The sequence below is a fragment of the Pseudomonas fluorescens genome (genome assembly GCF_040448305.1).
GTDB classification, from domain to species: Bacteria; Pseudomonadota; Gammaproteobacteria; order Pseudomonadales; family Pseudomonadaceae; genus Aquipseudomonas; species Aquipseudomonas fluorescens_BH.
Window position 1 is genome coordinate 2,502,568 of the sequence record NZ_CP148752.1, and the last position, 22,182, is coordinate 2,524,749.

Below are 22,182 nucleotides of genomic sequence, written 5' to 3' on the forward strand. Positions count from 1 at the left end.
AAGAGAGAGCACAACATGGGACTGTTTGATTACAAAAATGCCGGCAGCGAGGCGGGCAAGGTGTTGTACAGCGATGCCATCGCCCTGACGTTGTATGCCTACGCACCTACCGGCCAGTCATTACCGGCCAATGGCTGGGCGCCGATCGGCGCCAATGCCCTGGGTTATCAAGGCAAGGTCGGGGCGCAGGGCACGTATTTCGGCGAGAAGGACGGTTTCACCAGCGCCGAAGCCGAAGTGCTCGGCAAGTACGACGCCGCCGGAAAACTGATCGGCATCGGCATTGCTTTTCGTGGCACCGGCGGGCTTGGCTACAACGACACGTTCGGCGACATGAAAAACAATCTGTTGGCGGCGGTAGGGCCGGTGGATTACGCGACCCACTACGCAAAAAACGCCTTCGATACGCTGCTCGGTAAAGTGGCTGCGTTCGCCATCGCCTATGGCCTCAGTGCCGAGGACGTGCTGGTCAGCGGTCACAGCCTCGGTGGCTTGGGGGTCAACAGCGTCGCCGAGTTGAGTGGGAACAATTGGGGCGGCTTCTATAAGGATGCCAGTTACGTAGCATTCGCTTCGCCAACCCAGAGCTCCACTGGCAATAACGTGCTGAACATCGGTTACGAGAACGATCCGGTGTTTCGGGTACTCGACGGCACCACCTTCAGCAGTGGCTCGCTGGGCAAACATGACGCTCACCAAGCGTCGGCCACCAACAACATCGTCAACTTCAACGATCACTACGCGTCCACTGCGCAAAACCTGGTGCCATTCAGCATTCTCAATCCGTTGAACTGGTCGGCCCATGGCTCGCTGGGCTACGCCGACGGATTGAACCGGGTGATCGACTCACGCTTCTATGAGTTGACCGACAAGGATTCGACCCTGATCGTTTCCAACCTTTCGCAGTCGGCACGAGGTTCCACTTGGGTCGAGGATCTTGGACGCAGCGGTGAACCACACACCGGCAGCACGTTCATCATCGGAACCGACAGCGGCGACCTGCTCAAGGGCGGCTTCGGCAATGATTTCATCGAAGGCCGGGACGGCAACGACCGCTTCCGTGATGACGGCGGCTTCAACATTTTGTCGGGGGGCAAGGGCGTCAACACCTTCGAACTGCAGAAACCGTTGCAGAACTTCAGCATCGCCAATGACGGCGACGACACGTTGTTCGTGCGCGACGCGTATGGCGGTATCAGCATGACCCGGGACATCGGCGCACTGGTGGGCAAGGAGTCCGGGTCGTGGTGGGGGAGCAAGGAAGTCACCTACAGCGTGACTGCCAATGGTCTGCTCAATGACAGCGAATTGACCCACTACAACCATTCGCTCAACGGTGACGCTTTGGGCAACACGCTGGTGGCCAGTGTCGTGGGCGACTGGCTGTTCGGTAACGGCGGTGATGATTTGCTGCGCAGCGACAAGGGCCAAGTGACCTTCGTCGGCGGCGCCGGCAACGATGTGCTGCATTCCGGTGGCGGCAGCAACACGTTCCTGTTCAGCGGCGCCTTCGGAATCGATGCGATCAATGGCTACCAGGGAAGCGACAAACTGGTGTTCATGGGCGTTGAAGGCGCGGGGCAGGGCTACGACTACCGGCAGCATGCGTCACAGGCCGGTCAAGACACACTACTCAAGGTCGGCGACTTTTCCGTGACCCTGGTAGGCGTCGGGCTGGATAACCTTTCGGCTTCCGGGTTCGTGTTTGCGTAACGGGTTCAAACAACTGCACTGGATGCTCCGGGGCGCCTCGTGATCGAGGCGTCCTGGTCGTGAGCTATCTCTGACAATTCCAACAAAGAGAGAGAGGCAATACCCATGGGTGTATACGACTACAAAAACCTCGGCACAGCAGACGCCAAAGCGTTGTTTACCGACGCGATGGCAATCACGCTGTATTCCTATCACAACCTCGACAACGGCTTTGCCACCGGTTACCAGCACAACGGATTCGGCGCAGGTTTGCCGGCAACCCTGGTCACGGCGCTGATTGGCGGCACTGATTCCCAAGGCGTGATTCCCGGCATTCCCTGGAACCCCGATTCCGAAAAGGCCGCACTGGATGCGGTGCAGAAGGCCGGCTGGACTCCCATCACCGCCACACAGCTGGGCTATGACGGCAAGACGGATGCGCGCGGAACCTTCTTTGGTGAAAAGGCCGGGTACACCAGCGCTCAGGTGGAGATCCTCGGCAAGTACGATGCACAGGGTCAGCTCACGGAAATCGGCATCGCCTTTCGCGGCACCAGCGGCCCTCGGGAAAGCCAGATCAGCGACTCCATCGGCGATGTGATCAATGACCTGCTGGCGGCATTGGGTCCCCAGGATTATGCGAAAAACTACGCAGGCGAGGCCTTCGCAAAACTGTTCGGCGACGTTGCTGCGTTCGCCAGCGCCAATGGCCTGTCAGGCAAGGACGTACTGGTCAGCGGGCACAGCCTCGGCGGGCTGGCAGTCAACAGCCTGGCGGATTTGAGCAACGATAAATGGGGCGGTTTCTTCAAAGACTCGAACTACGTCGCTTATGCCTCACCGACCCAAAGCACCACCGATAAAGTGCTGAATATCGGCTATGAAAACGATCCGGTGTTCCGTGCGCTCGACGGCTCATCGTTCAACCTGGCATCGGTCGGCGTACACGATGCCCATCAAGACTCGGCGACCAACAACATCGTCAGCTTCAACGACCACTACGCGTCGACGGCGTGGAACCTGCTGCCATTTTCCATCCTCAACATCCCGACCTGGATTTCGCACCTGCCCACCGCTTACGGCGACGGCATGACCCGGGTGCTGGAGTCGAAGTTCTACGACCTCACCAGCAAAGACTCGACGATCATCGTTGCCAATCTTTCGGACCCGGCACGCGCCAACACCTGGGTCCAGGACCTGAACCGCAATGCTGAAACCCACAAGGGCAGTACCTTCATCATTGGCAGTGACGGCAGCGACCTGATTCAGGGCGGCAAGGGCAATGACTATCTGGACGGCGGTGACGGCAACGACACCTTTCGAGACAGCGGCGGCTACAACATCCTGCTGGGCGGCAAGGGCAATAACGTGTTCGATTTGCAGCAGACGGTGAAGAATTTCGATTTTGCCAATGACGGCGCCGGTAACCTGTACATCCGCGACGCCAATGGCGGCATCAGCATCACCCGCGACATCGGTAGCATCGTGACCGAAGAGCCGGGTTTCCTGTGGGGACTGTTCAAGGATGACGTGACTCACAGCGTGACCGCCAATGGCCTCGCGATCGGCAATCAACTGACTCAGTACGCCTCAACGGTGAAGGGCGGTGCAGGGGCCGATACGCTAAAGGCACAGGTTGTTGGTGATTGGTTGTTTGGCCTGGACGGCAACGATCATCTGATCGGTGGCAAGGGCAACGACGTGTTTGTCGGCGGGGCCGGCAACGACCTGCTGGAGTCAGGGGGCGGGATCGATACGTTCCTGTTCAGCGGCGCGTTCGGCCAGGACCGGGTGGTTGGGTATCAGGCGAACGACAAACTGGTGTTTCTCGGGGTTCAGGGCGTGACGCCGAACGACGACTTCCGGACCCATGCCACGGTGGTGGGGCAGGATACCGTGCTGACGTTTGGCAATGATTCGGTGACGCTGGTTGGCGTGGGGCTGGACAGTCTGTCCAGCGGCGGGATCGTTATCGCCTGAGTGTGATGCGGCTTCTGCAGGGCCTCATCGTGAGCAAGCCCACTCCCACAGGATATGCGCCAACCTTGTGGGAGCAGGCTTGCCCGCGATGAACGATATGGAAAACTGCCCATACCGAGTGGGCAGAGGAGAGGGACATTGCGATCCGTATCCTTGATGGTGACCGTCAAGCCAACCTGGCGATGGATCGCTACCAGATCAATACCCGTTTGCGCATGGCGGCCTTCATCGCCCAGGTGGGACATGAGTCGAGCCAGTTTCGGTATGTGAAGGCGTTGGGCGGCGATCAGTACCTGAGCAAGTACGACACCGGCCCGCTGGCCAAGCGTTTAGGCAACACGCCAGAGGCAGATGGTGACGGCCAGAAGTATCGCGGACGCGGCCTGATCCAGATCACCGGATACGACAACTACCTGGCATGCAGCAAGGCTCTGTTCGGCGATGATCGGCTGCTGCGAACGCCTGAGTGGCAGGAGCAGGCAGAGTGGGCGGCGAAGTCGGCGGCGTGGTTCTGGAACTCCCGCAATCTGAATGCGCTGGCCGATTCCGGCTCGGTTGAGATGATCACCCGGCGCATCAATGGCGGCCTAAACGGCTATGCCGAGCGGATGACCTTCTACAACATAGCGCTGAAGGTGCTGGCATGAACTCGCTACTGCTCCACATCCTTCCTTATATAGCTGTGCTCGCATTGGTGGCCGGCGCGCTGTTTGGCGCCTATCACCATGGTGTGACGGTCACAGATGGAAAGTGGCAGGCCGAGTGGAATGCCCAAGACACCCGGGACGCAGAGGCGAGAGCGCTCAATGAGGACGCCGAGCGAGCCAAAGAGCAGGCCTGCCAACAGTCAATCAACAAGGCAGTTCAAGATGGCCAACGCATCATCGATCAAGCAACGACTGATGCTGCTGCCGCTCGCGCTTCTGCTGACGGCGTGCAGCTCGCCGCCGACAACCTTGCCCGTCGATTCGCAACCAGTGAAGCCAGCGGCAATTCCTGCACTGCCGCCGCAAGCAAGACAGCTGCCCGCGCCGCCGCTGTGCTTGCCGACGTGTTCAAATGCGCTGACCAGCGAGCGGGCGACCTGGCTGCAATGGCTAACCAAGCCCGGGTCCGGGGACTGACCTGTGAGCAGGCCTACATTTCACTCCGCGAACAATAAAATACAGCTGGCGATTACGGGTTGATCGCCTTGGCAGCTTGCTTGATTATTTTTCTAAAATCCCCGGTACGTTTTTCTCTGCCCACTTCACAAACAATTTTGCTAGTTCTGTACTCGCGTACTCGGAGTAATGACTATATTCATCTCTAAACAGAGGCATCCCGTTTTTTGTAAGAGAGCAGCCAAGGAAGTTGCAAAATAATTCATTCTGATCAAAAACCCGTACGGTTGGGTGTTTGCTTGAAATTTTATCGACTAATGGCTTGAAGTCATTGAATGCTGTTTCCCTTGCTTGTGGACTAACGTCGCAAGAGGCTGGTCCACTTTTAAGTGGGCGAGAAAAACAGCCTTTTAGGTCATGGGTTGTTGTGATGTGAGGAACAAAAAGTATGACTTGAATTCCGTTGCCTTCAAGATAGCTTATCCGCTCTTCAATTGTTGCAATTGAATTCTCGTCTGGTTTCGGGTCGAGGCCGTCTAGAATTGCATATTTTATTGTTTTGTCTTTCTCAATGATGCTGTTGATCAGAAGTTTCTGATGGTAAGCCCGACTGCCAGAGCACGGAGTTACCGTCGTTTCTGTATTTTCATCAGATGGAATGCCCTGGTTCGGAGAGCAGGCACCAATAGAAAGAATGGTCTGATTATTTATTTTGTTTTCCGCCGCAAGCCCAGGATACAAATGGTTTGCGTAGCTGTTGCCCAATAAGAGCAAGGTTGGTTTTTCATCTCTATTTGTAATGCAAAACCACCAGCCATATGATTCTGCTTCTTTAAACTGGTATCGATTGATACACATGTCGTTGTTGGTGAACTTCCATATCGGCCCTACAAACTGGCTATTGAACTCTTCCGCGCTTTTGACTGCCTCGCGGTCAGGCAGCCCACCCAGATTGAAAGTTGCAAAACCCACACCTCCAATGCTCGCCATCAGGATGACAAGAATAGGAGTTTTGAATTTACTTTGGTTGGTTCGTAAAGGGCGCTCAAGAAAGCGATATGTCAGCCAAGCTAAAATGATAGCGGTGAACACGGCCGCAATTCTGATTTCTAGGGATGGTACATCGCTCTGAATGATGCGGGGGAATGTCAAAAGAGGCCAGTGCCACAGGTACAGCGGGAAGCTGATCAGGCCGACCCACACCATCGGTTTGTTGGAAAGAATTGAGCGATTGAGCCACGACCGCGAGCCGGCGGCGATGATCAACGCGGTTCCGACTGTTGGAAAGATTGCGCGCCACCCTGGAAATTGATCGTCCTTGGTGATGGTTGCCAGGCCGTAGGCAATGAACCCCAGCCCGATAAACGACAGGACGTTTCTGATTATTTGGCCGCTCTCGACAGGCACCGGCTTGTGAATGATCGCGGCTAAAAATCGGTCTGTCGCTGCAAAGGCTTTATCAAAGGCCGAGATTTTATAGAGTGACAGGTAGGCCAGCACGGAGCCGATCAACAGTTCCCAGCAACGAGTCTGGGGCATGTAGAAGGTGAACGTAGGGTCTTCCTTGATGTACTCCATGTTCAGGGCGAACGAAGCGCCGAGCAACAACACCGCGATGGTCAGCAGGTTTAACTGTTTTTTCCAAGTGGCCCACATGATCACCGGCCAGAAGATGTAGTACTGCTCTTCAATGCCCAATGACCATAGATGCAGGAACGGCTTTATCTCGGCCGACGTGTCGAAGTACCCGCTTTCGTTCCACAGAACCAGGTTGGATATAAAGGCAGAGCCACCAGCAATGTGTTTGCCGAGCTGCTGGAACTCGTCGGGGAACAGTGTCACCCAGCCGAACGCATAGCTGGCGATCATCACCGTAAGCAAGGCCGGGAATATGCGGTTGACGCGCCGAACGTAGAAGTCCGGAATGCTGAACTTCCCGCGTGCCAGGCCTTCGAGCAGGATCGTGGTGATCAGATACCCGGAAATCACGAAGAAAATATCCACGCCGATGAAGCCGCCAGTCACCCATTCCGGGAAGGCGTGAAAGCCGACCACGGACAGGACGGCGATTGCGCGCAGGCCATCAATGTCCGGCCGGTATTTCGTATTGTGGGTGTTTAGGGTTAATAGCGTGCTGGTCGGTTCGGCGAGAGACGTCATTGTCGGTTGTGTTCCATGCTTGATATCGGGCCTGTTTCTGGCACGTGCGTATCATACGCGGTACAAAGCGGTTACATAAGCTCTACAATTTATAAGGGGACGGTCGGCAGAACGCCGGGGATGGGCCAATAAGGCGTGCGTGACTTTTGCGTGACTTTCTCACGCACTTGTAAGCTCTTGTAGGCGTTCGATTGCAGCGAGCGCCAGTAAAAACGGCCATTACAAAGGGGCTTGCATGGGGCCTGCGTGCATGGGGTGCTAGGGATCGAGTGTTCGAATCACTCCGTCTCTGCCATATTTCGCAAGGGGGATCAAGTACTTAGCGGCTTGATCCCCTTTCTCGTTTCAGGCTTGCGCAAAACTACCCGGTGATTTCGCTGATATTCAGGTCCGGAATCGCCTCTGACCAGATGATTTTCTCCTGGTCTCGTTGGTGGTTTTTGGTCATGCCTTCGCTGTATGCCCCGCGATTTTCTGCCCATCTTTTCCGGCTTTCTCGTACAAGGGCAGCGACAGCACTCGCACTTCGTGGAAGCCTGGCATCTCTTCTTCCTTCCAACCTGCGTAGCAGTTGGCCACCTCCCACCGGCAGGCTGTATGTGGATTAGTGAGTTACGCTGTAAAGCAGGCAGCGTGAGAACACAAACGGTCTCTCATCATGGATGGATCAAGATGAAACTGATTTTGGTTATGCTTGTTGTTGGTCTGTTGGCTTGGAAGCTTTCCCCTGAATTACAGTCCTGGGCTGAGGCTCGGCTATCGAATCCCCAAATCACCGCTACGGTAGTGGCTGCGCCGAAGCCTGTTTCGGCTCCAGTCAAATGCGATGGGCGTAAATATTGCTCGCAGATGACCTCGTGCGCAGAGGCCAAAAACTTTCTGCAAAATTGCCCAGGAATGAAAATGGACGGCGACAACGACGGGATACCCTGTGAGGCGCAGTGGTGCCAGTGACTATTCGCCGTTCACCGGCAAGCTAGTAGGTGGATTGTGGAATTCTGATGGAGGGCGTAAGGCACGTTTGAAGGTGAGGTACGTTTTATTGGTTCACCTCGCCAGTTGCGTTACACACACTCTCCCCAGAGGTGACTGTTGGTATGAAGAGGTTCGGGGGAACGCGGCGCCCATCGGACGACAGTTGCCACCATGGCGATGCTGAGAGCTCAGTCCTCGGGATCTTCCTCTTCTTCAGGCTCACACCTGGCAATCAGTTCGGCAATGGTTTCAGCTATGAAGTCCGCATTTGCGGTGATCACGGCCAGATGATCCTCAATACGGATGGACACTTCCGTGGATCCGCGTTGTTTGATCCAAATGCCTATTTCTTCAATGGCGCAACCCAAGGCCATGATGTTCTGATTGAGTCGGCTGAGTAGGGCGGGGGTAGGATCGTCTGGTAGGGGCATGGCCGCTTCTCCTGTGTCTAAGAAAAGCGTAGCAGGTGGCAAAAAGCCCGGCGCTGGGCCGGGTAAGCGCCACCTCTTCATGGTGCCTGGTGGTAGCGGTTGCGATGGTCTATGCCTGAATTCCGATCTCACTCTGTGCAGCTTGTAACGCTCGCTCCTCGGTCAGCGGCATTAAAGTTGGCTGTGTATTGCTGGCGTGCAAGTAAAGAAAGAAGTGCCCTGAATCGTCTAACAATACCCGGTACAGTTCTGATGGCCGAAAGTTGTTACCGATATAAATACTTTCCTTGAGGATCTCGAAAGACTTGATCCCATGCTGTTGCATTGTAGTTTCAAAGGCTTCGTAAAGAGTTTCTCTACGACGTCGATTGTTTCGAGCATTCAGCTTGAAAAAAACCACCATCAGCACGGCATAGCTGATAAGGAGTATCACAAGGGCGCTAGTGCGCATGTGTGGAGCTCCATGTCCTCTCAATCGTTCTTCATCTCAGTGTAGGCGCGTTCCTGGTGTTTATCGCCGAATGGCAAGTGTCGCGACATTGGAGTCAGCATGACGAACGCAACCCGCTTGCGCCACGCGCTCGGCATCACCGATGTACATGCACTTTTATAAAGCGCCATGCGTAACAACGCACCAGTCGGAAGCGTCGCAAAGCGCTTTCGCCTGCGGTCGCTCCAGCGTCTCGAATGGTTGCCCTTGATCATTCGCCTTCCCTGGAAGTCGGCTCACACTTGCCGAAACGCGCCTGGACAGCAGTCGCCGTGACAATCCCCCCTGGCTCAAGAGTCCGTGTTTCCAGATAGTTGAAGCCTCTCTGTGGCTGACTGGCACAAAGGCTGCAAGGCTGTCATCAGGTCCACCTGGAGAGCATTCGTGTGGACAGCCCCCTCGGTCAACGACGATCGATTGGCCGAACAGGTCGTGGGCAGCATCGGTGGATCAGGCATAGATGCCTGGTTTCAACACCGCAAAAGAACAGGCAAAGACGCCTGGAACCGAAAGGTTTCAGGCGTTTTTTTTTGCTTTTAAAACCGTGATTGGCTCGGGCTGGGTGCTTTCTATGAATTCCAATGTTGCCACGTTGAACAAGATGCAAACGCTGATCGTGATCGGTAATGGCATGGTCGGACATCATTGTGTCGAACAGCTGATCGAGCGGGGAGCGCTTGACCATTACCGGCTGCACGTCTTCAGTGAGGAGCCGGTGCGTGCCTATGACCGTGTGCATCTTTCCGAGTACTTCTCCGGTCGTGATGCCGAGTCGCTGGCGCTGTCCGATGCGTCGCTTTATCAGACGCTCGGCGTTACGCTGCATCTGGGTGTGCCGGTATTGGAAATCGACCGCGTCCGTCGCCAGGTGGTCACCGCGCAAGGTTGCGTCACGTATGACAAATTGGTGCTGGCCACCGGTTCTTATCCGTTTGTTCCGCCAATCGAAGGCGCCGAAGGTGAATCGCGCCTGGTCTATCGCACCCTGGAAGACCTCGATGCCATTCGGGCTGCGGCGGCCAATGCCCGGCGCGGCGTGGTGGTCGGCGGTGGCTTGCTGGGGCTGGAAGCCGCGAACGCGTTGAAGAGCCTGGGTCTTGAAGCCCACGTGGTGGAATTCGCGCCGCGCTTGATGCCGGTACAACTCGATGACCTCGGTGGCCAGGCGCTCAAGGCGCAGATCGAACGATTGGGCGTCGGTGTACACCTGTCCCGCGCCACTCAATCGATCAGCGCGGGCGAGCAGTACCGCTATCGCATGAATTTCGCCAATGACGAATTCCTCGAAACCGACCTGATCGTGTTTTCCGCCGGTATCCGCGCTCAAGACGCGCTCGCTCGCCAATGTGCGCTGGAGATCGGTCCGCGCGGTGGCGTGGTGATCGACGACACGTGCCTCAGTTGCGACCCGAACATCTACGCCATCGGTGAATGCGCTTCATGGAACGGCAGCCTGTTCGGGTTGGTCGCGCCGGGCTACCAGATGGCGCGCAGCGTCGCGGCCCGTCTGTGCAACGAAGTCGCCGAGCCGTTCACCGGTGCCGACATGTCGACCAAGCTCAAGCTGCTGGGGGTGGATGTCGGCTCCATCGGCGACGCCCACGGCAACACCCCGGGCGCGCGCAGCTATCAATTCATCGACGAAACCAGCGCCAGCTATCGCCGCCTGGTGGTGGATGCCAGTGGCAAGCACGTCCTCGGTGCAGTGCTGGTGGGTGACAACAGCTATTACGACACCCTGCTGCAATACATGCAGAATGGCATCGCCTTGCCGGCAGAACCCGCCAGCCTGATTCTGCCGTCCTCCGAAGGCGCGCCGACCCTGGGCCCGGGTGCGCTGCCCGAGTCAGCCACGGTGTGCTCATGCCATAACGTCACCAAGGGCTCCATCTGTTCGGCCATCGACGGCGGCTGCACCGACCTCGGCCAGCTCAAGTCGCAGACCAAGGCCTGTACCGGCTGCGGCGGTTGCGCCGGCCTGCTCAAGCAAGTCTTCGAGCATGAGTTGATTGCCCGTGGCGTCAGTGTCGACAAGAGCCTGTGCGAACACTTCGCCTATACCCGTCAGGAGCTTTATGCGCTGGTGCGGGTAGAAGGGGTGATCACCTTCGACGAACTGTTGGCCAAGCACGGCCGTGGTCATACCGGTTGCGACGTTTGCAAACCGGCCGTGGGTTCGATTCTCGCCTCGTGCTGGAACCAGCCGATCATGGACACGTCGCTGGTGCCGTTGCAGGACACCAACGACACCTTCATGGCCAACATGCAGAAAAACGGCACCTATTCGGTGGTGCCGCGCATCGCCGGGGGCGAAATCACCGCCGACAAGCTGATCGCGATTGGCGTGGTGGCGAAGAAATACGACCTCTACACCAAAATCACCGGCGGCCAGCGCATCGACCTGTTCGGCGCTCAATTGCATCAGTTGCCGAACATCTGGTCCGAGTTGATCGAGGCCGGTTTCGAAACCGGGCACGCCTACGGCAAATCGACCCGCACGGTGAAGTCCTGCGTCGGCAGCAACTGGTGCCGTTATGGCGTGCAGGACAGCGTGCAAATGGCCCTGACCCTCGAGGATCGCTACAAGGGGCTGCGTTCGCCACACAAGCTCAAGTTCGCGGTCTCCGGTTGCACCCGTGAGTGCGCCGAAGCGCAAAGCAAGGACGTTGGCGTAATCGCCACCGAGAAAGGCTGGAACCTCTATGTGGCCGGTAACGGCGGCATGCGCCCGCGCCACGCCGAGTTGTTCGCCACCGACCTCGATGACGCCACCCTGATTCGTTACATCGACCGGTTTCTGATGTTCTACATCCGCACCGCCGACAAATTGCAGCGCACCTCGGTCTGGCGCGAGAGCCTGGAGGGCGGCCTGGATTACCTCAAGGACGTGATCATCAACGACAGCCTGGGGCTTGGCTTTGAGCTCGAATCGCAGATGCAATTGGTGGTCAACCGCTACGAATGCGAATGGGCCAACGCCCTGAAAGACCCGGAAAAGCTCAAGCGTTTCCGCACCTTCGTCAACGATCAACGCCCGGACCCGGACATCCATTTTGTCCAGGAACGCGGTCAGCGCCGGCCGATCATGGCCTCTGAACTCCACCTTATCCCTGTCATCGAGGAGATTGTCTGATGAGCCAGTCCGATACCCAGCGAGCCTATTCCAGTCCCTCCCTGGTCAATCCCGATGCCTGGCAAGCGGTGTGCAGCCAGGAGGATCTGGTGAGTAACTCCGGCGTCGTCGTCTGGCTCGACGGTGCACAAGTGGCGCTGTTCTACCTGCCGGCTGCCGAAGGCAAGACCCTCTATGCCATCGATAATCATGACCCGCAATCCGGGGCGAATGTCATCGGTCGCGGGCTGATCGGCAGCATCAAGGACGATCTGGTGATTGCCTCGCCACTCTACAAACAGCATTTCCGCCTTGAGGACGGCAGTTGCCTGGAGTATCCGCAGCAACGCCTGCGGGTCTGGCCGGTGCGGCTGAGCGGAGGCAAGGTGGAGGTCGCGGTGGCCTGACCACATGGATTTCGCCGGGGTCTGAGCGCTCATTCTATTAATGATGTATGCCAGGCTCCGGCGGAGTCGATGATCAATGACAAACAGTATCGGAGGTTCGTATGAAAACAGCCGCACAACTGCTGAAGCTCAAGGCCGTGCAGAACCGGCGGGTGCATAGCATCGCGCCAGACCAGATGGTGCTTGAAGCGTTGAAGATGATGGCGGAAAAAAATGTCGGTGCTCTACCCGTCATAGAGGAGGGGCAGGTGGTCGGCGTTATCAGCGAACGCGACTATGCGCGCAAGGTCGTTCTACAGGGGCGCTCTTCGGTCGGTACGCCGGTCCGGGCCATCATGAGCGCGCCCGTCGTGACAGCAGACAGTCAGCAGAGCATTGAACGTTGCATGGCGGTCATGACCGACAGTCATCTGCGCCATCTACCGGTGGTGGAGGGCGACCAACTGATTGGCCTGTTGTCGATTGGTGATCTGGTCAAAGAAGCCATCGTCGAGCAGGCCGAGCTGATCCGGCAACTGGAACACTACATTCGCGGGCATTGAAACGACCGGGGGGAGGGTGGATCGAAGGCTTATGAGTACAGGACCAGGGTAAACAACCCGTTATAAACATCCCTATCGTAACCGCACGGCTTACTGAAGTTTCCTTTATAGGTAATTGCACGGACTTGCCCACCCATTTGCATTCGACCTGACCAATCATTTGCATCGGATTTGACCATCACGCTGCGTGGCCATGACCGGCAGAGAACGACCCTATGCCCTTCAGACAGGCATCTATTTGCCGATTGATGTATGTCACAAAACAGCCACCAGTGAGCCTGCTCACAGGAAAGCTCCGTAGTTGCGCCTCCTGGGTGCGTTGAGGCGTTCACTTCACCTGTTCGATTTCGCTCGGCCGCCATTGCTTGGCAAAGAACGGTTCCGTGGGGCTATAAAGGCGCAGGATGACAAAAAAACCTTTCTTAGGATCGGTTTGAATCCAATTACCAGCGCTCACTCCACTGGGTTGTGTCGCAGCGAAATACACCGTGGTGGAGCCATCGCCACTTGCCTCGGCAGAGGGCGATGGATAGCTCTGGCTACCGGCGCGCGGATAGCGTTGTGGCGTGTCGAGCATCGAGCGTGTTTGGTTGTCGTAGAGCGTCAGCGACCAGAAATTCGACTCCGGAATCCCCTTGGGCAGCGATACTTTGTAGGTCTTGGCGCCGTCGAAGTAATCCTTGTCGGCATCGACCGTAGCGAAAAGGTATTGCGAGCCGATCCCTGGCACACGCATGGCCATAGCAGGTGTGATGCCGGTCACGCCATAGAAGTACCAACGGCGGGCGTCCATTTGGCGATAGCCTGTGGGTGGGAAGGGCTTGGCACCCTCGCGCGTAATCATTGGAATCGGCGTTTCGAATTGATAGCCGGAAACGAAAAGCGGGTTAAACCAAGTCGAGTTGGGGTAGTAGTACCAACTGGCATCACGCGGCTTCATGAACAGGCTGCGTGAGATGGCATTGGCAGTGGTGACTGCTTCGGTGAGGATTTTTTTCATCCGTGCATCGGGTGTAAAAGGCTTGCCCTTGATGATGCCGATGGCGGCGATCGGCCCCATCAACTCCGGGTCGAGGGAGCTGGCCGGTTCCTGCTGGACGACCTCGTTGAGCAATTCGAAATAGCTGAAATCGTTTGGCGCAATGGTGTTCATCGCCATGCCGCTTGCTTCATGAAACACCGCTGGCGTCGACGGACTGATCCGCGCAAACGGCGCTTTTCCCGATAGAAATTCGGCGATGGCGGTGCCAGCGCCGCCCGGCTCGTAGGCATAGATCTTCGTGGCTTTGCGAATACCGTCAGCCACCGGCTTCGGGTCATTGTGGTCAGCTAGAAATGAACGGGCGAACCACATCACATGGTTGGTGGGCGAATGGGCAATGGTGAACCCACCTTCGGGAAGGGGGCCGTTGTAGCCCGGCGGCACGATCAGGTACTTGCCACCCTCGCCACGATCGGGTCCAGGCAAGCCAATATCGACAATCCAACCGAACCAGTAGTCCTGGATCGCGCCGAGTATTCCCGGTGCCGTCTCCAGCACCATGGGGCCCTTTGTCAGATCGAGCGCACCCACTGCGTAGATCGTGTCGGCATTGGTGGTCAAAAAAAGTGACTTGGAATCCATCAACTCGGAGAAGATGATGGCTTCATTGTCTTTCACCCCGACACTCTGCAACCCCTTGCGGATCGCGTGGAGACTTACACCCTGATAGGTGTCCGCGAAAGCGCGCTGCGCGTAGGTGAAGTCAAGGTTGTCGTAGGCCTTGTCGAGTGTGGCCTGGTCCGGTGCGCCGTCCTTGAAGTCAAGCGCGCCGATACGCGTTTCGACCCTGTCAGGCGTTGAGATCGATGCTCGCGTTTGCTCGGACACTTGCTCCACTGCCGATATGGGTGTCACCAGCGCCACCCACAATCCGAAGCTTGCGTAACATGACTTGTTCAATGCTTTGCTCCTTTTAAGGTGCAATTAAATGTCGTTGAACTACTTCACTAATTCTATTTCGCTCGGACGCCAGGCCTTGGTAAAGAACGGTTCAAGCGGACTGTAGAGACGCAGCATCACGCTCCACCCCTTGCCGGCAGTGGTCTGAATCCAGTTACCACTGTTGACCCCTTCAGGCAGCGAGGGACTGAAGTAAACCGTCGTGGAACCATCTGTATTCGGTTGGGCGGCAGGCGTCGGATAGCTCTGGCTGCCTGCTCTCGGGTAGCGTTGCGGAGTATCGAGCATCGAGCGCGACTGGTTGTCGTAAACGGTCAGGGACCAAAACTTCTCGGCGGGGATATTGGGTGGTAGCGTCACTTTGTAGGTCTTGCCGCCGTCGAAGTATTCGCCATTGGAGTCCACGAAAGCGCCAATGTACTGCGAACCAATGGCGGTCAATCGCATCATCATTGCCGGGGTGATGTAGGTGGCATAGAAGAAGAATGCCGTGCGCGCGTTGAGCGTCCGGGCACCGGTGGGAGGGTAAGGCGTGATGGCGCCTTCGGCGCTGACCTGTGGTGGCGGAGTCTCGAAGTTGTACCCACCGACCCACAGCATCATCGACCAGGCGGAGTCGGAATAATAAGCGAACCTCTCGGCTGGTCGTGGTCGCCAATTGAGAGTTCGGGCCGACGCCGTTCCGATGGCCGCCGCCTCCGTCAGGATTTGCTTCATTCGCGTATCTGGCTCGAACGGCTTGCCTTTCACAATGCCGATTGCCGCTAGCGACCCCATGATTTCTGGATTGAGGGCCTCTGCCGGCTCCTTCTGCACCAGGTCATTGATCAGCTCGAAATAGCTGAAATCGTTGGGCGGCACCGTGTTTATAATCTTGCCGCTACCTTCAGTGAACGTCACCGGCTCTACGGGGCGCAGAAAGGCCCAATCCAGTTTGTGGTCCGGCGTGTGCGCCAACGTCGCCTTCCCCTGCAGCGCAGAACCGATGCTAGTGCCGTATCCGCCGGGTAGGTAGGGATAGACCTTGAGCGTATTCTTGATCCGCGCGACCACCGGTTTCGGATCGTTCTTCTCTAGAAAGGAGCGCCCAAGTAGGGTGGCACGAGTCGTAGACAGTTTCTGAACGAAGTAGCCACTTTCTGGCAATTCCCCCGTGTAGCCAGGCGGCACAAATAGATACTTGCCCCCCGCCCCCCGGTCCGGACCCGGCAGACCGAAGTCGGTTACCCACCGGAACCACATGTCGTCGACAACACCGAGTGCCAGTGGTGGCGTCTCAATCACGATGGGGCCCTTGGAGGCGTCCAAATTGACGAAGAAATAGATAGTGTCCGCATTAGCGGTCAGAAAACGGGATTTGGCATCCATCAACTCTGAGAAGATCAGGGCGGTGTTGTTCGGTACCCCAGCCGCCTCAATACCTTTGAAGATCGATGCCACCGAAGCGCCCTGGTAGGCGTTCATGAATGCTTCGACGCCGTGCATCAGATCGAGGTAATCATAGACCTTCGCCACGGTCTCAGTGCTCGGCGCACCGTCCTTATACTCCAACGTACCAATTCGTGATTCGACTTTGTCAGGCGTGGCGATTGAGGGTGGTATCTGTGCGAGGGCGTATGACTGAAGAGTCCCGAACAGTGCAACGCTCAGCACAATTTGGTTGAGGAGATGCTTCATGTCAGAGTTCATGGGGAATCCTCTGAGAGGATAAGGCGAAGGCAGCGGATTTCGACAGCAATGCATTGACAATGAACTGGATTTTCCGCCCTCTGTAGTTTAGTAGGCTGCTCCCTCAATGCCGGAAAGAAAATATAAGTTTTCAGAAGATACGATCGTCTGAATTGGCCTAATGAGACTCGGGTTGGCCATCTGCTGCCTTCGGCTGAAAGTCTGCTATTGGCCGATCGCGGCCCGTCGCGAAGGGCCGCAACCGGCCAATATCCCCCCCCGATACCGGCCGTTTTAGACTTGTCGAGCAAACCTTTGGCAATGTATGAGTGCCCTGCACCGGGCAATCCAACTCTTAAAGGAACCTGCCAACAGCGCGATACCTCAAATTCGCAAAACCCTCAATGCAACCGTTCGATGGCAGAATCTCCTCAACTTGATCGTTTTGGAGAACACCATGCTTCGTGCGTTTGAACGAAGGCTCGACCCTTTTCCTCCTGACGAGGTACCTCCGCCACCCGCCGGCCTGGCTCGCTTCCTGTGGGCCTGTACGCGGGGCGCCCGCGGTTACATCCTTGCGCTGGCGCTGCTCAGTGCCGCTGTGTCGATTTACGAAGCCTGGCTGTTTTCCTTCCTCGGGCAGGTCGTAGACCTGCTCTCGACCTGGCAGGCAGGCGGTGAAGCGGCTAAGCAGGAAAGTCGCGTGTTGTGGGGCATGGGCATCGTCATGGTGGCCAGTGTCGGGCTGGTGGCGTTGCGCACCATGGTGCAGCACCAGATATTGGCGATTAACTTGCCGTTGCGGCTGCGCTGGGACTTCCATCGCTTGATGCTGCGGCAGAGCCTTTCGTTTTTTTCCGATGAGTTTTCCGGCCGGGTCACTACCAAGGTGATGCAGACGGCGCTAGCCGTGCGCGACGTGCTGTTCACCCTTATCGAGATCGCCCCCGGGATCGGGGTGTATTTCATTGCGATCATCGCACTGGCCGGCGGCTTCGCCCTGAAACTGATGCTGCCCTTCGTTGCCTGGGTCGTGTTGTTCGGGCTGGCCATGCTGTACTTCGTGCCTCGCCTGGGGAAAGTCGGGCAGGAACAGGCCAATGCGCGGTCGATGATGACTGGGCGTATCTCAGACGCCTACACCAACATCACGACGGTGAAGCTGTTCTCCCACTCCAATCGTGAAGCGCACTTCGCGCGTGCAGCAATGGAGGATTTCAAGCAAACCGGATTTCGCCAGATGCGCCTGGTCAGCCAGTTCGAGATCGTCAACCAGGCGTTGGTGGTGGCGTTGATCATGGCAGCCGGTGGCTATGCTCTGTGGCTATGGCACCAGGGTGAGGTCGGCGCAGGTGCCGTGGCGGCAATCACCGCCATGGCGTTGCGTATCAATGGCATGTCGCACTGGATCATGTGGCAAATGACCTCGCTGTTCGAGAGCATCGGCACCGTGCAGGATGGCATGGCAACCTTTACCCGTGGCCCAAAGGTGAAGGATGCGCCGGGTGCGGGCGTGCTGGTGACCTCCGGTGGCGCGGTAACCTTCGATAAGGTGAGCTTCAACTACAACGGCGAACGTCAGGTGCTCGATGGCCTGAGCCTGAGCATCCGCCCGGGCGAAAAAATCGGCCTGGTTGGCCGCTCCGGCGCCGGCAAATCCACGCTTATCAACTTGCTTCTGCGCTTCTATGACGTTGACAGCGGGGAGATTCGCATCGATGGCCAAAACATCGCACACGTGACGCAAGATAGCTTGCGCAGCTCCATCGGCATGGTCACGCAGGATACCTCCCTGTTGCACCGTTCCATTCGCGACAACATCGCCTACGGCCGTCCCGATGCGACCGACGCGCAAATCCGCAACGCCGCGGCCAATGCCCAGGCCGATGAGTTCATCAGCCAACTGAGCGACCGGCAAGGCAATACCGGCTACGACACTCTCGTGGGTGAGCGCGGCATCAAGCTGTCGGGCGGCCAGCGCCAACGCGTCGCGATTGCCCGTGTGATGCTCAAGAACGCCCCGATCCTGCTGCTTGACGAGGCCACCAGCGCGCTGGACTCGGAAGTCGAAGTCGCCATTCAGGAAAGCCTCGATGAAATGATGCAGGGCAAGACCGTGATCGCGATCGCCCATAGGCTGTCCACGATTGCGGCCATGGACCGGCTCATCGTCATGGATGACGGACGCATCATCGAACAAGGCACTCACACCGAATTGCTTGGGAAGAACGGCGTCTATGCGCGGCTGTGGCAGCATCAAAGCGGCGGGTTCCTGGGTGAGGATATGGGAGTAGTCGAGGCTATGGATCAGGTGTGAGCGTGAAGGGGAGGGGCACGGCCATTGCCACTTGGCAAGGGCTGCTCTCGACCGAGGCTGTGTAAAAAATGTTTTAGAACACGTTTGATCGTCGGGGCTGGAACAAAAATTGCGCTCCTACGCAAATTTCTGGTCTGCTGATTACACAAGCACCAGCAGATTTTACGTAGCAACGCAGACTTCAAAACGGCGCATGCGTTTTTACACACTCTGGACCCATAGCTGCCGGTCGGAAAATGGCCGATTGCTGCCTGTCGTGAAGGATTGCAATCGACCAAAAACAGACGCTCACTTGCCTCAAAACAATCAGTTGCACCTATCCTGCCCTGACAGATAATCCTTCTCTGGTATAGGTGTAGAGGGAACGTAATCGTCTTTTGCTAAGCCAGTCGCAAGCAGTAGGCCAATCAAAGATACCAGTCCTGACGCTATCCAAGTCCAATGCCATCCACCAGCCCAACCGGCCAACTTGGCCAGCAGTGGGGGCATTACAAACATGCCCATTGATGAAATTTGCTGCACCCAACCCACAGCTGTCGACACTGTTCGTTCGTTGGGCGCAACGCTCACGGCGATCATGAATAGCGTTCCCGGGATTACGCCGCCAACGGCTGAAAAAATCAGTACGGCGCCATAACGCACGACAGGCATGCCTTGAGTGAACTGGCCAAAAGCGAACAGCGTCATGATTGCCATGCAACTGTATCCGACCAATAACAGCCGCCTGGCACTGATACCCCGATGCAGCAACAAAGCTGCCGAGGCACTTCCGCTGATATTGATGAACGCGGCCAGCGCCGTCAGCGCGCCTGCCTTCGGCCCCGACAAGCCGGTATCGGCATAGATAGACGGCAGAAAACCGATGACGGCAATCCACTGCCCCGAGTACATGGCAAAGGCGATACCCACACGCCAAGGGCCGCACGCCTTCAGTACTGTCCATAGTCGATGGGCCCAGGCTTCACTGGGTGCTGTAATCCACCGCGCAGAGGTGCTCTCTGGTGGCCGTCGCTGTCGATCGGATGGCACGGCTCGCACAAGCCAGATAATCATTGCAGCCGAACATATGGCCGGAACGCCCCAGCACCCTTGCCATCCCATTGCTGCTATCAATGTGGGGCCGGCGACAAAAACCATGGACGTACCCATCGCTACGTAACATCCCCACAACCCCAGATGTAAAGCCAGGCGCTCGCGAGAAACCAGTTGTCGTATCAATCCAGGCGTCGACAATGTTGTGAGTAAGAAGCCTAAGCCTTCCAAGGCTCGAAGCATCAGCAGCTCATCAGGCTGCCGCGCCCCCATACCAACGACACTGGCGAGGCACAGGATAGTCTGACCGCTAATGATACTTCTGCGAAGCCCCAGGCCATCGCTGAATACACCAATCATAACGCCGGCAAGCATGCCCGCCAGTTGCATGAGTGATAGGAGGAACCCTGCCTGTACCATCGTCAGGTTCAACGAGACTTGGAGAGCGGGAATGGCCGGGGACACCTTGCCCAAGTGCAGGGCAGCGACCACGCCCGACAGGATGACGATGCCGGCCGGCGAAAAACTGATTTTCTGCATGATATCTCCACCGCGACAGCGCGCCCGAACGTAGGCGCGGAGCACTTTGAGGTTTGCGTTTGGGCGCAAGAGTGACGAACAAACTGAGTGACTAGTTTGCCGGCTGAAGCAGAAATTGTTTGATCAGTATTCCGCGGTGGTGCACTACTATGAAATCCTGAATTCACAAGTAGGCTTAAAATGGAACAATCCATTCAGCTCGATAATCTGGATCGACGTATTCTTCGTACCTTACAGGCCGATGCCAGCCTCAATGGCACTGCGCTGGCTGAAGCGGTGTCCAGTTCGCCAGCCTCCTGTTGGCGAAGAGTCCGGGCATTGGAAGAAGCACGCATCCTGGGGGCTACCGTTCGCTTGATTGACAGGCGGGCAGTCAATCGCGATGTTGACGTGATCTGCTCGCTGCGGCTCAAGTCCCACGGCGAGCACGATGCCGAAGCCTTCGAACGTTTCGTCGCAGACCAGGAGAACATTCTCGAGTGCTATACCGTATCGGGCGAATGGGATTATCTGCTTCGGATCGTTGCAGCTGATATTCGAGATTATGAGCAATTCTTGATGCGCACCCTGTTGCGACATTCATCTGTCGCGAATGCCAGCTCACAGTTCGCGCTATCGCGGGTGAAGTACACCACTAGTGTGCCGGTCTGAACCAGATCTCCGTAGCGTTTAAACGGCCGCTTGCATTACCGACGCCAGAGTCCGCTCCTGGCCGTTCTCTGCCGATCATGGTTACAAAGCGTGCTGGTCAAATCCGATGTAATCGGTGCTCAGAACGAATGCAAATGACTGGTCAGGTCGAATGCAAGCGGGTGGTCAAGTAGAGTGCAATTTCGCATCCTTTATCAACTTTTATGTCATAACCCACATCAAGGTAAGACTTGACCTTGTTCTGCAGCAGGCATGTTGATACCCCTTCATCGCCTGGCCACATCCGAAAAGTAAAACTTGTCCAGGGTATGCCGCGACTCGGTGTACTCGAACTGCCGGCCGTCCTGCAAAAAGGTCTGGTTGCTGACCACAATCACATGGCTCTGCCCCTCAAGATCAAGGTGCTGCTGGTCGTCCTTGCCTCGCGGTACGGCTTCGATGGTGCGCTGGGCGTAGCTGATTTGCAGTTGCAGCGTCTGTTCGATGAAGGCATAGATCGAATGCTCGGCAATCTCGCAATTCAGCCCCGGAATAAGATCGGCGACGAAGTGGTTGATGTCGAGGATGACCCGTTTGCCATCGATTCGACGCACGCGTTTGATCCGCGTGATCAGGCTACCTTCTTCGGCTTTCAGGTGTTCACGCAAGGCACCTTGCAGGGGGAACTGCTCGAACGCCACCACCTCGGTGCTGACATCATTGCCCAGCCTTGGGTGGGTTTCCTGGAAACTGACGATACCGCCGAGCTGGAATTCGATCGGATTGGGCGACAGCACGAAGGTGCCTTTACCGTGAATTTTTTGCGCGAAACCGCGTTCCTGAAGCAGTTCTATGGCTTGGCGCACAGTACCGCGACTGGCCCGGTAACTCTCCATCAATTCGGTTTCGGAAGGCAGTCGGGCGCCGCGTTCCAGCCGTTCGGTGGTGATGCTGGTAAGCAGATCGCTGTAGATCTGGCTGTATTTGCTCATGGGAATGGCTGCGTTGTGCTCAAGGGAGGAACCTTAGGGAACGCGTGAGGGTTTGTCTATTGCACAAATGGCGGGGCGGTCGTGGCTGTCACAAATATCGCCGCTGGGCGGGCCATCGATAAATAAATTCCAACTCGTCTGTACGAGTTATTGCTTTAACTCGTACAGA

General features: G+C 56.8%; 17 protein-coding genes and 2 pseudogenes. 10 read left to right on the forward strand and 9 right to left on the reverse strand.

The genetic code is table 11. From position 1 onward, the window contains the following. The first annotated feature begins 15 nt into the window (after positions 1-15). The 4 genes and pseudogenes from WHX55_RS11410 (at position 16) to WHX55_RS11425 (ending at position 4,834) form a co-directional block, all read left to right on the forward strand. Positions 16-1,713, forward strand: coding sequence for a polyurethanase (locus WHX55_RS11410; RefSeq protein ID WP_151213058.1), 1,698 nt, complete (start codon positions 16-18; stop codon positions 1,711-1,713). Between the two features lie 105 nt (positions 1,714-1,818). Continuing rightward, positions 1,819-3,672, forward strand: coding sequence for a polyurethanase (locus tag WHX55_RS11415; RefSeq protein ID WP_353742628.1), 1,854 nt, complete (start codon positions 1,819-1,821; stop codon positions 3,670-3,672). 173 nt (positions 3,673-3,845) lie between these two features. After that, positions 3,846-4,319: pseudogene (locus WHX55_RS11420) on the forward strand (glycoside hydrolase family 19 protein); the annotation flags it as partial. After that, complete coding sequence (locus WHX55_RS11425) at positions 4,316-4,834, forward strand: DUF2514 family protein (RefSeq protein WP_353742629.1); 519 nt, start codon at positions 4,316-4,318, stop codon at positions 4,832-4,834. The pseudogene WHX55_RS11420 and the gene WHX55_RS11425, both read left to right, overlap by 4 nt. A gap of 46 nt (positions 4,835-4,880) precedes the next feature. Here WHX55_RS11425 and WHX55_RS11430 read toward each other — a convergent pair whose 3' ends face one another. Next, entirely contained in the window at positions 4,881-6,935 is a 2,055-nt protein-coding gene (locus tag WHX55_RS11430) for an acyltransferase family protein (protein WP_353742630.1), read from the reverse strand. Positions 6,936-7,296: 361 nt separating this feature from the next. Continuing rightward, positions 7,297-7,511 (reverse strand): annotated as a pseudogene (locus WHX55_RS11435) (integrase); the annotation flags it as partial. 96 nt (positions 7,512-7,607) lie between these two features. On the opposite strand from WHX55_RS11435, the gene WHX55_RS11440 reads away from it, so the two are divergent. After that, on the forward strand, positions 7,608-7,889 hold the full coding sequence (locus WHX55_RS11440) for an excalibur calcium-binding domain-containing protein (protein ID WP_151213053.1): 282 nt from the start codon (positions 7,608-7,610) through the stop codon (positions 7,887-7,889). 209 nt (positions 7,890-8,098) lie between these two features. On the opposite strand, the gene WHX55_RS11445 is transcribed toward WHX55_RS11440, so the two are convergent. The 3 genes from WHX55_RS11445 to WHX55_RS11455 all read right to left on the reverse strand — a co-directional run bounded on the left by WHX55_RS11445 (position 8,099) and on the right by WHX55_RS11455 (position 9,046). Further along, on the reverse strand, positions 8,099-8,341 hold the full coding sequence (locus tag WHX55_RS11445) for a hypothetical protein (protein WP_151213052.1): 243 nt from the start codon (positions 8,339-8,341) through the stop codon (positions 8,099-8,101). 109 nt (positions 8,342-8,450) lie between these two features. Next, positions 8,451-8,792, reverse strand: a complete 342-nt coding sequence (locus WHX55_RS11450) for a hypothetical protein (protein WP_353742631.1) — start codon at positions 8,790-8,792, stop codon at positions 8,451-8,453. 20 nt (positions 8,793-8,812) lie between these two features. Next, on the reverse strand, positions 8,813-9,046 hold the full coding sequence (locus WHX55_RS11455) for a hypothetical protein (RefSeq protein WP_150727252.1): 234 nt from the start codon (positions 9,044-9,046) through the stop codon (positions 8,813-8,815). Between the two features lie 356 nt (positions 9,047-9,402). On the opposite strand from WHX55_RS11455, the gene nirB reads away from it, so the two are divergent. The 3 genes from nirB (at position 9,403) to WHX55_RS11470 (ending at position 12,892) form a co-directional block, all read left to right on the forward strand. Further along, a complete protein-coding gene (nirB, locus tag WHX55_RS11460) occupies positions 9,403-11,964 on the forward strand; it encodes a nitrite reductase large subunit NirB (protein WP_353742632.1) in 2,562 nt (853 codons plus the stop codon). Next, the gene (nirD, locus tag WHX55_RS11465; protein WP_353742633.1) at positions 11,964-12,350 is read left to right on the forward strand and encodes a nitrite reductase small subunit NirD; all 387 of its coding nucleotides are present in this window, start codon (positions 11,964-11,966) and stop codon (positions 12,348-12,350) included. Before nirB ends, nirD begins: the two co-directional genes overlap by 1 nt. Before the next feature lie 101 nt (positions 12,351-12,451). Beyond that, on the forward strand, positions 12,452-12,892 hold the full coding sequence (locus WHX55_RS11470; RefSeq protein ID WP_150727255.1) for a CBS domain-containing protein: 441 nt from the start codon (positions 12,452-12,454) through the stop codon (positions 12,890-12,892). A 328-nt stretch (positions 12,893-13,220) separates the two neighbouring features. Here the strand turns inward: WHX55_RS11470 and WHX55_RS11475 are convergent, their stop codons facing one another. Together WHX55_RS11475 and WHX55_RS11480 are read right to left on the reverse strand one after the other, a co-directional pair. Then, complete coding sequence (locus WHX55_RS11475) at positions 13,221-14,834, reverse strand: DUF1254 domain-containing protein (protein ID WP_219098044.1); 1,614 nt, start codon at positions 14,832-14,834, stop codon at positions 13,221-13,223. A gap of 39 nt (positions 14,835-14,873) precedes the next feature. Next, positions 14,874-16,523 (reverse strand): DUF1254 domain-containing protein, encoded by a 1,650-nt coding sequence (locus WHX55_RS11480; RefSeq protein ID WP_224789125.1) that lies wholly within the window; start codon positions 16,521-16,523, stop codon positions 14,874-14,876. 436 nt (positions 16,524-16,959) lie between these two features. On the opposite strand from WHX55_RS11480, the gene WHX55_RS11485 reads away from it, so the two are divergent. Continuing rightward, positions 16,960-18,819: an ABC transporter ATP-binding protein gene (locus tag WHX55_RS11485; protein WP_353742634.1), complete on the forward strand. Its 1,860-nt coding sequence runs from the start codon at positions 16,960-16,962 to the stop codon at positions 18,817-18,819. 306 nt (positions 18,820-19,125) lie between these two features. On the opposite strand, the gene WHX55_RS11490 is transcribed toward WHX55_RS11485, so the two are convergent. Continuing rightward, positions 19,126-20,391, reverse strand: coding sequence for an MFS transporter (locus tag WHX55_RS11490; RefSeq protein ID WP_353742635.1), 1,266 nt, complete (start codon positions 20,389-20,391; stop codon positions 19,126-19,128). A gap of 180 nt (positions 20,392-20,571) precedes the next feature. Here WHX55_RS11490 and WHX55_RS11495 point away from each other — a divergent pair, with 180 nt between their 5' ends. Next, positions 20,572-21,042, forward strand: a complete 471-nt coding sequence (locus WHX55_RS11495; RefSeq protein WP_353742636.1) for an Lrp/AsnC family transcriptional regulator — start codon at positions 20,572-20,574, stop codon at positions 21,040-21,042. Between the two features lie 266 nt (positions 21,043-21,308). On the opposite strand, the gene treR is transcribed toward WHX55_RS11495, so the two are convergent. Continuing rightward, positions 21,309-22,013 (reverse strand): trehalose operon repressor, encoded by a 705-nt coding sequence (gene treR, locus WHX55_RS11500; RefSeq protein WP_150727256.1) that lies wholly within the window; start codon positions 22,011-22,013, stop codon positions 21,309-21,311. Positions 22,014-22,182 lie beyond the last annotated feature (169 nt).

Coding starts and splice junctions, on each gene's coding strand:
- WHX55_RS11490 (WP_353742635.1), bottom strand. CDS start 20,391: ATGCAGAAAATCAGTTTTTCGCCGGCCGGCATCGTCATCCTGTCGGGC.
- WHX55_RS11470 (WP_150727255.1), top strand. CDS start 12,452: ATGAAAACAGCCGCACAACTGCTGAAGCTCAAGGCCGTGCAGAACCGG.
- WHX55_RS11415 (WP_353742628.1), top strand. CDS start 1,819: ATGGGTGTATACGACTACAAAAACCTCGGCACAGCAGACGCCAAAGCG.
- WHX55_RS11485 (WP_353742634.1), top strand. CDS start 16,960: ATGCTTCGTGCGTTTGAACGAAGGCTCGACCCTTTTCCTCCTGACGAG.
- WHX55_RS11480 (WP_224789125.1), bottom strand. CDS start 16,523: ATGAACTCTGACATGAAGCATCTCCTCAACCAAATTGTGCTGAGCGTT.
- WHX55_RS11445 (WP_151213052.1), bottom strand. CDS start 8,341: ATGCCCCTACCAGACGATCCTACCCCCGCCCTACTCAGCCGACTCAAT.
- nirB (WP_353742632.1), top strand. CDS start 9,403: ATGAATTCCAATGTTGCCACGTTGAACAAGATGCAAACGCTGATCGTG.
- WHX55_RS11495 (WP_353742636.1), top strand. CDS start 20,572: ATGGAACAATCCATTCAGCTCGATAATCTGGATCGACGTATTCTTCGT.
- treR (WP_150727256.1), bottom strand. CDS start 22,013: ATGAGCAAATACAGCCAGATCTACAGCGATCTGCTTACCAGCATCACC.
- WHX55_RS11430 (WP_353742630.1), bottom strand. CDS start 6,935: ATGACGTCTCTCGCCGAACCGACCAGCACGCTATTAACCCTAAACACC.
- WHX55_RS11425 (WP_353742629.1), top strand. CDS start 4,316: ATGAACTCGCTACTGCTCCACATCCTTCCTTATATAGCTGTGCTCGCA.
- WHX55_RS11455 (WP_150727252.1), bottom strand. CDS start 9,046: ATGATCAAGGGCAACCATTCGAGACGCTGGAGCGACCGCAGGCGAAAG.
- nirD (WP_353742633.1), top strand. CDS start 11,964: ATGAGCCAGTCCGATACCCAGCGAGCCTATTCCAGTCCCTCCCTGGTC.
- WHX55_RS11410 (WP_151213058.1), top strand. CDS start 16: ATGGGACTGTTTGATTACAAAAATGCCGGCAGCGAGGCGGGCAAGGTG.
- WHX55_RS11450 (WP_353742631.1), bottom strand. CDS start 8,792: ATGCGCACTAGCGCCCTTGTGATACTCCTTATCAGCTATGCCGTGCTG.
- WHX55_RS11440 (WP_151213053.1), top strand. CDS start 7,608: ATGAAACTGATTTTGGTTATGCTTGTTGTTGGTCTGTTGGCTTGGAAG.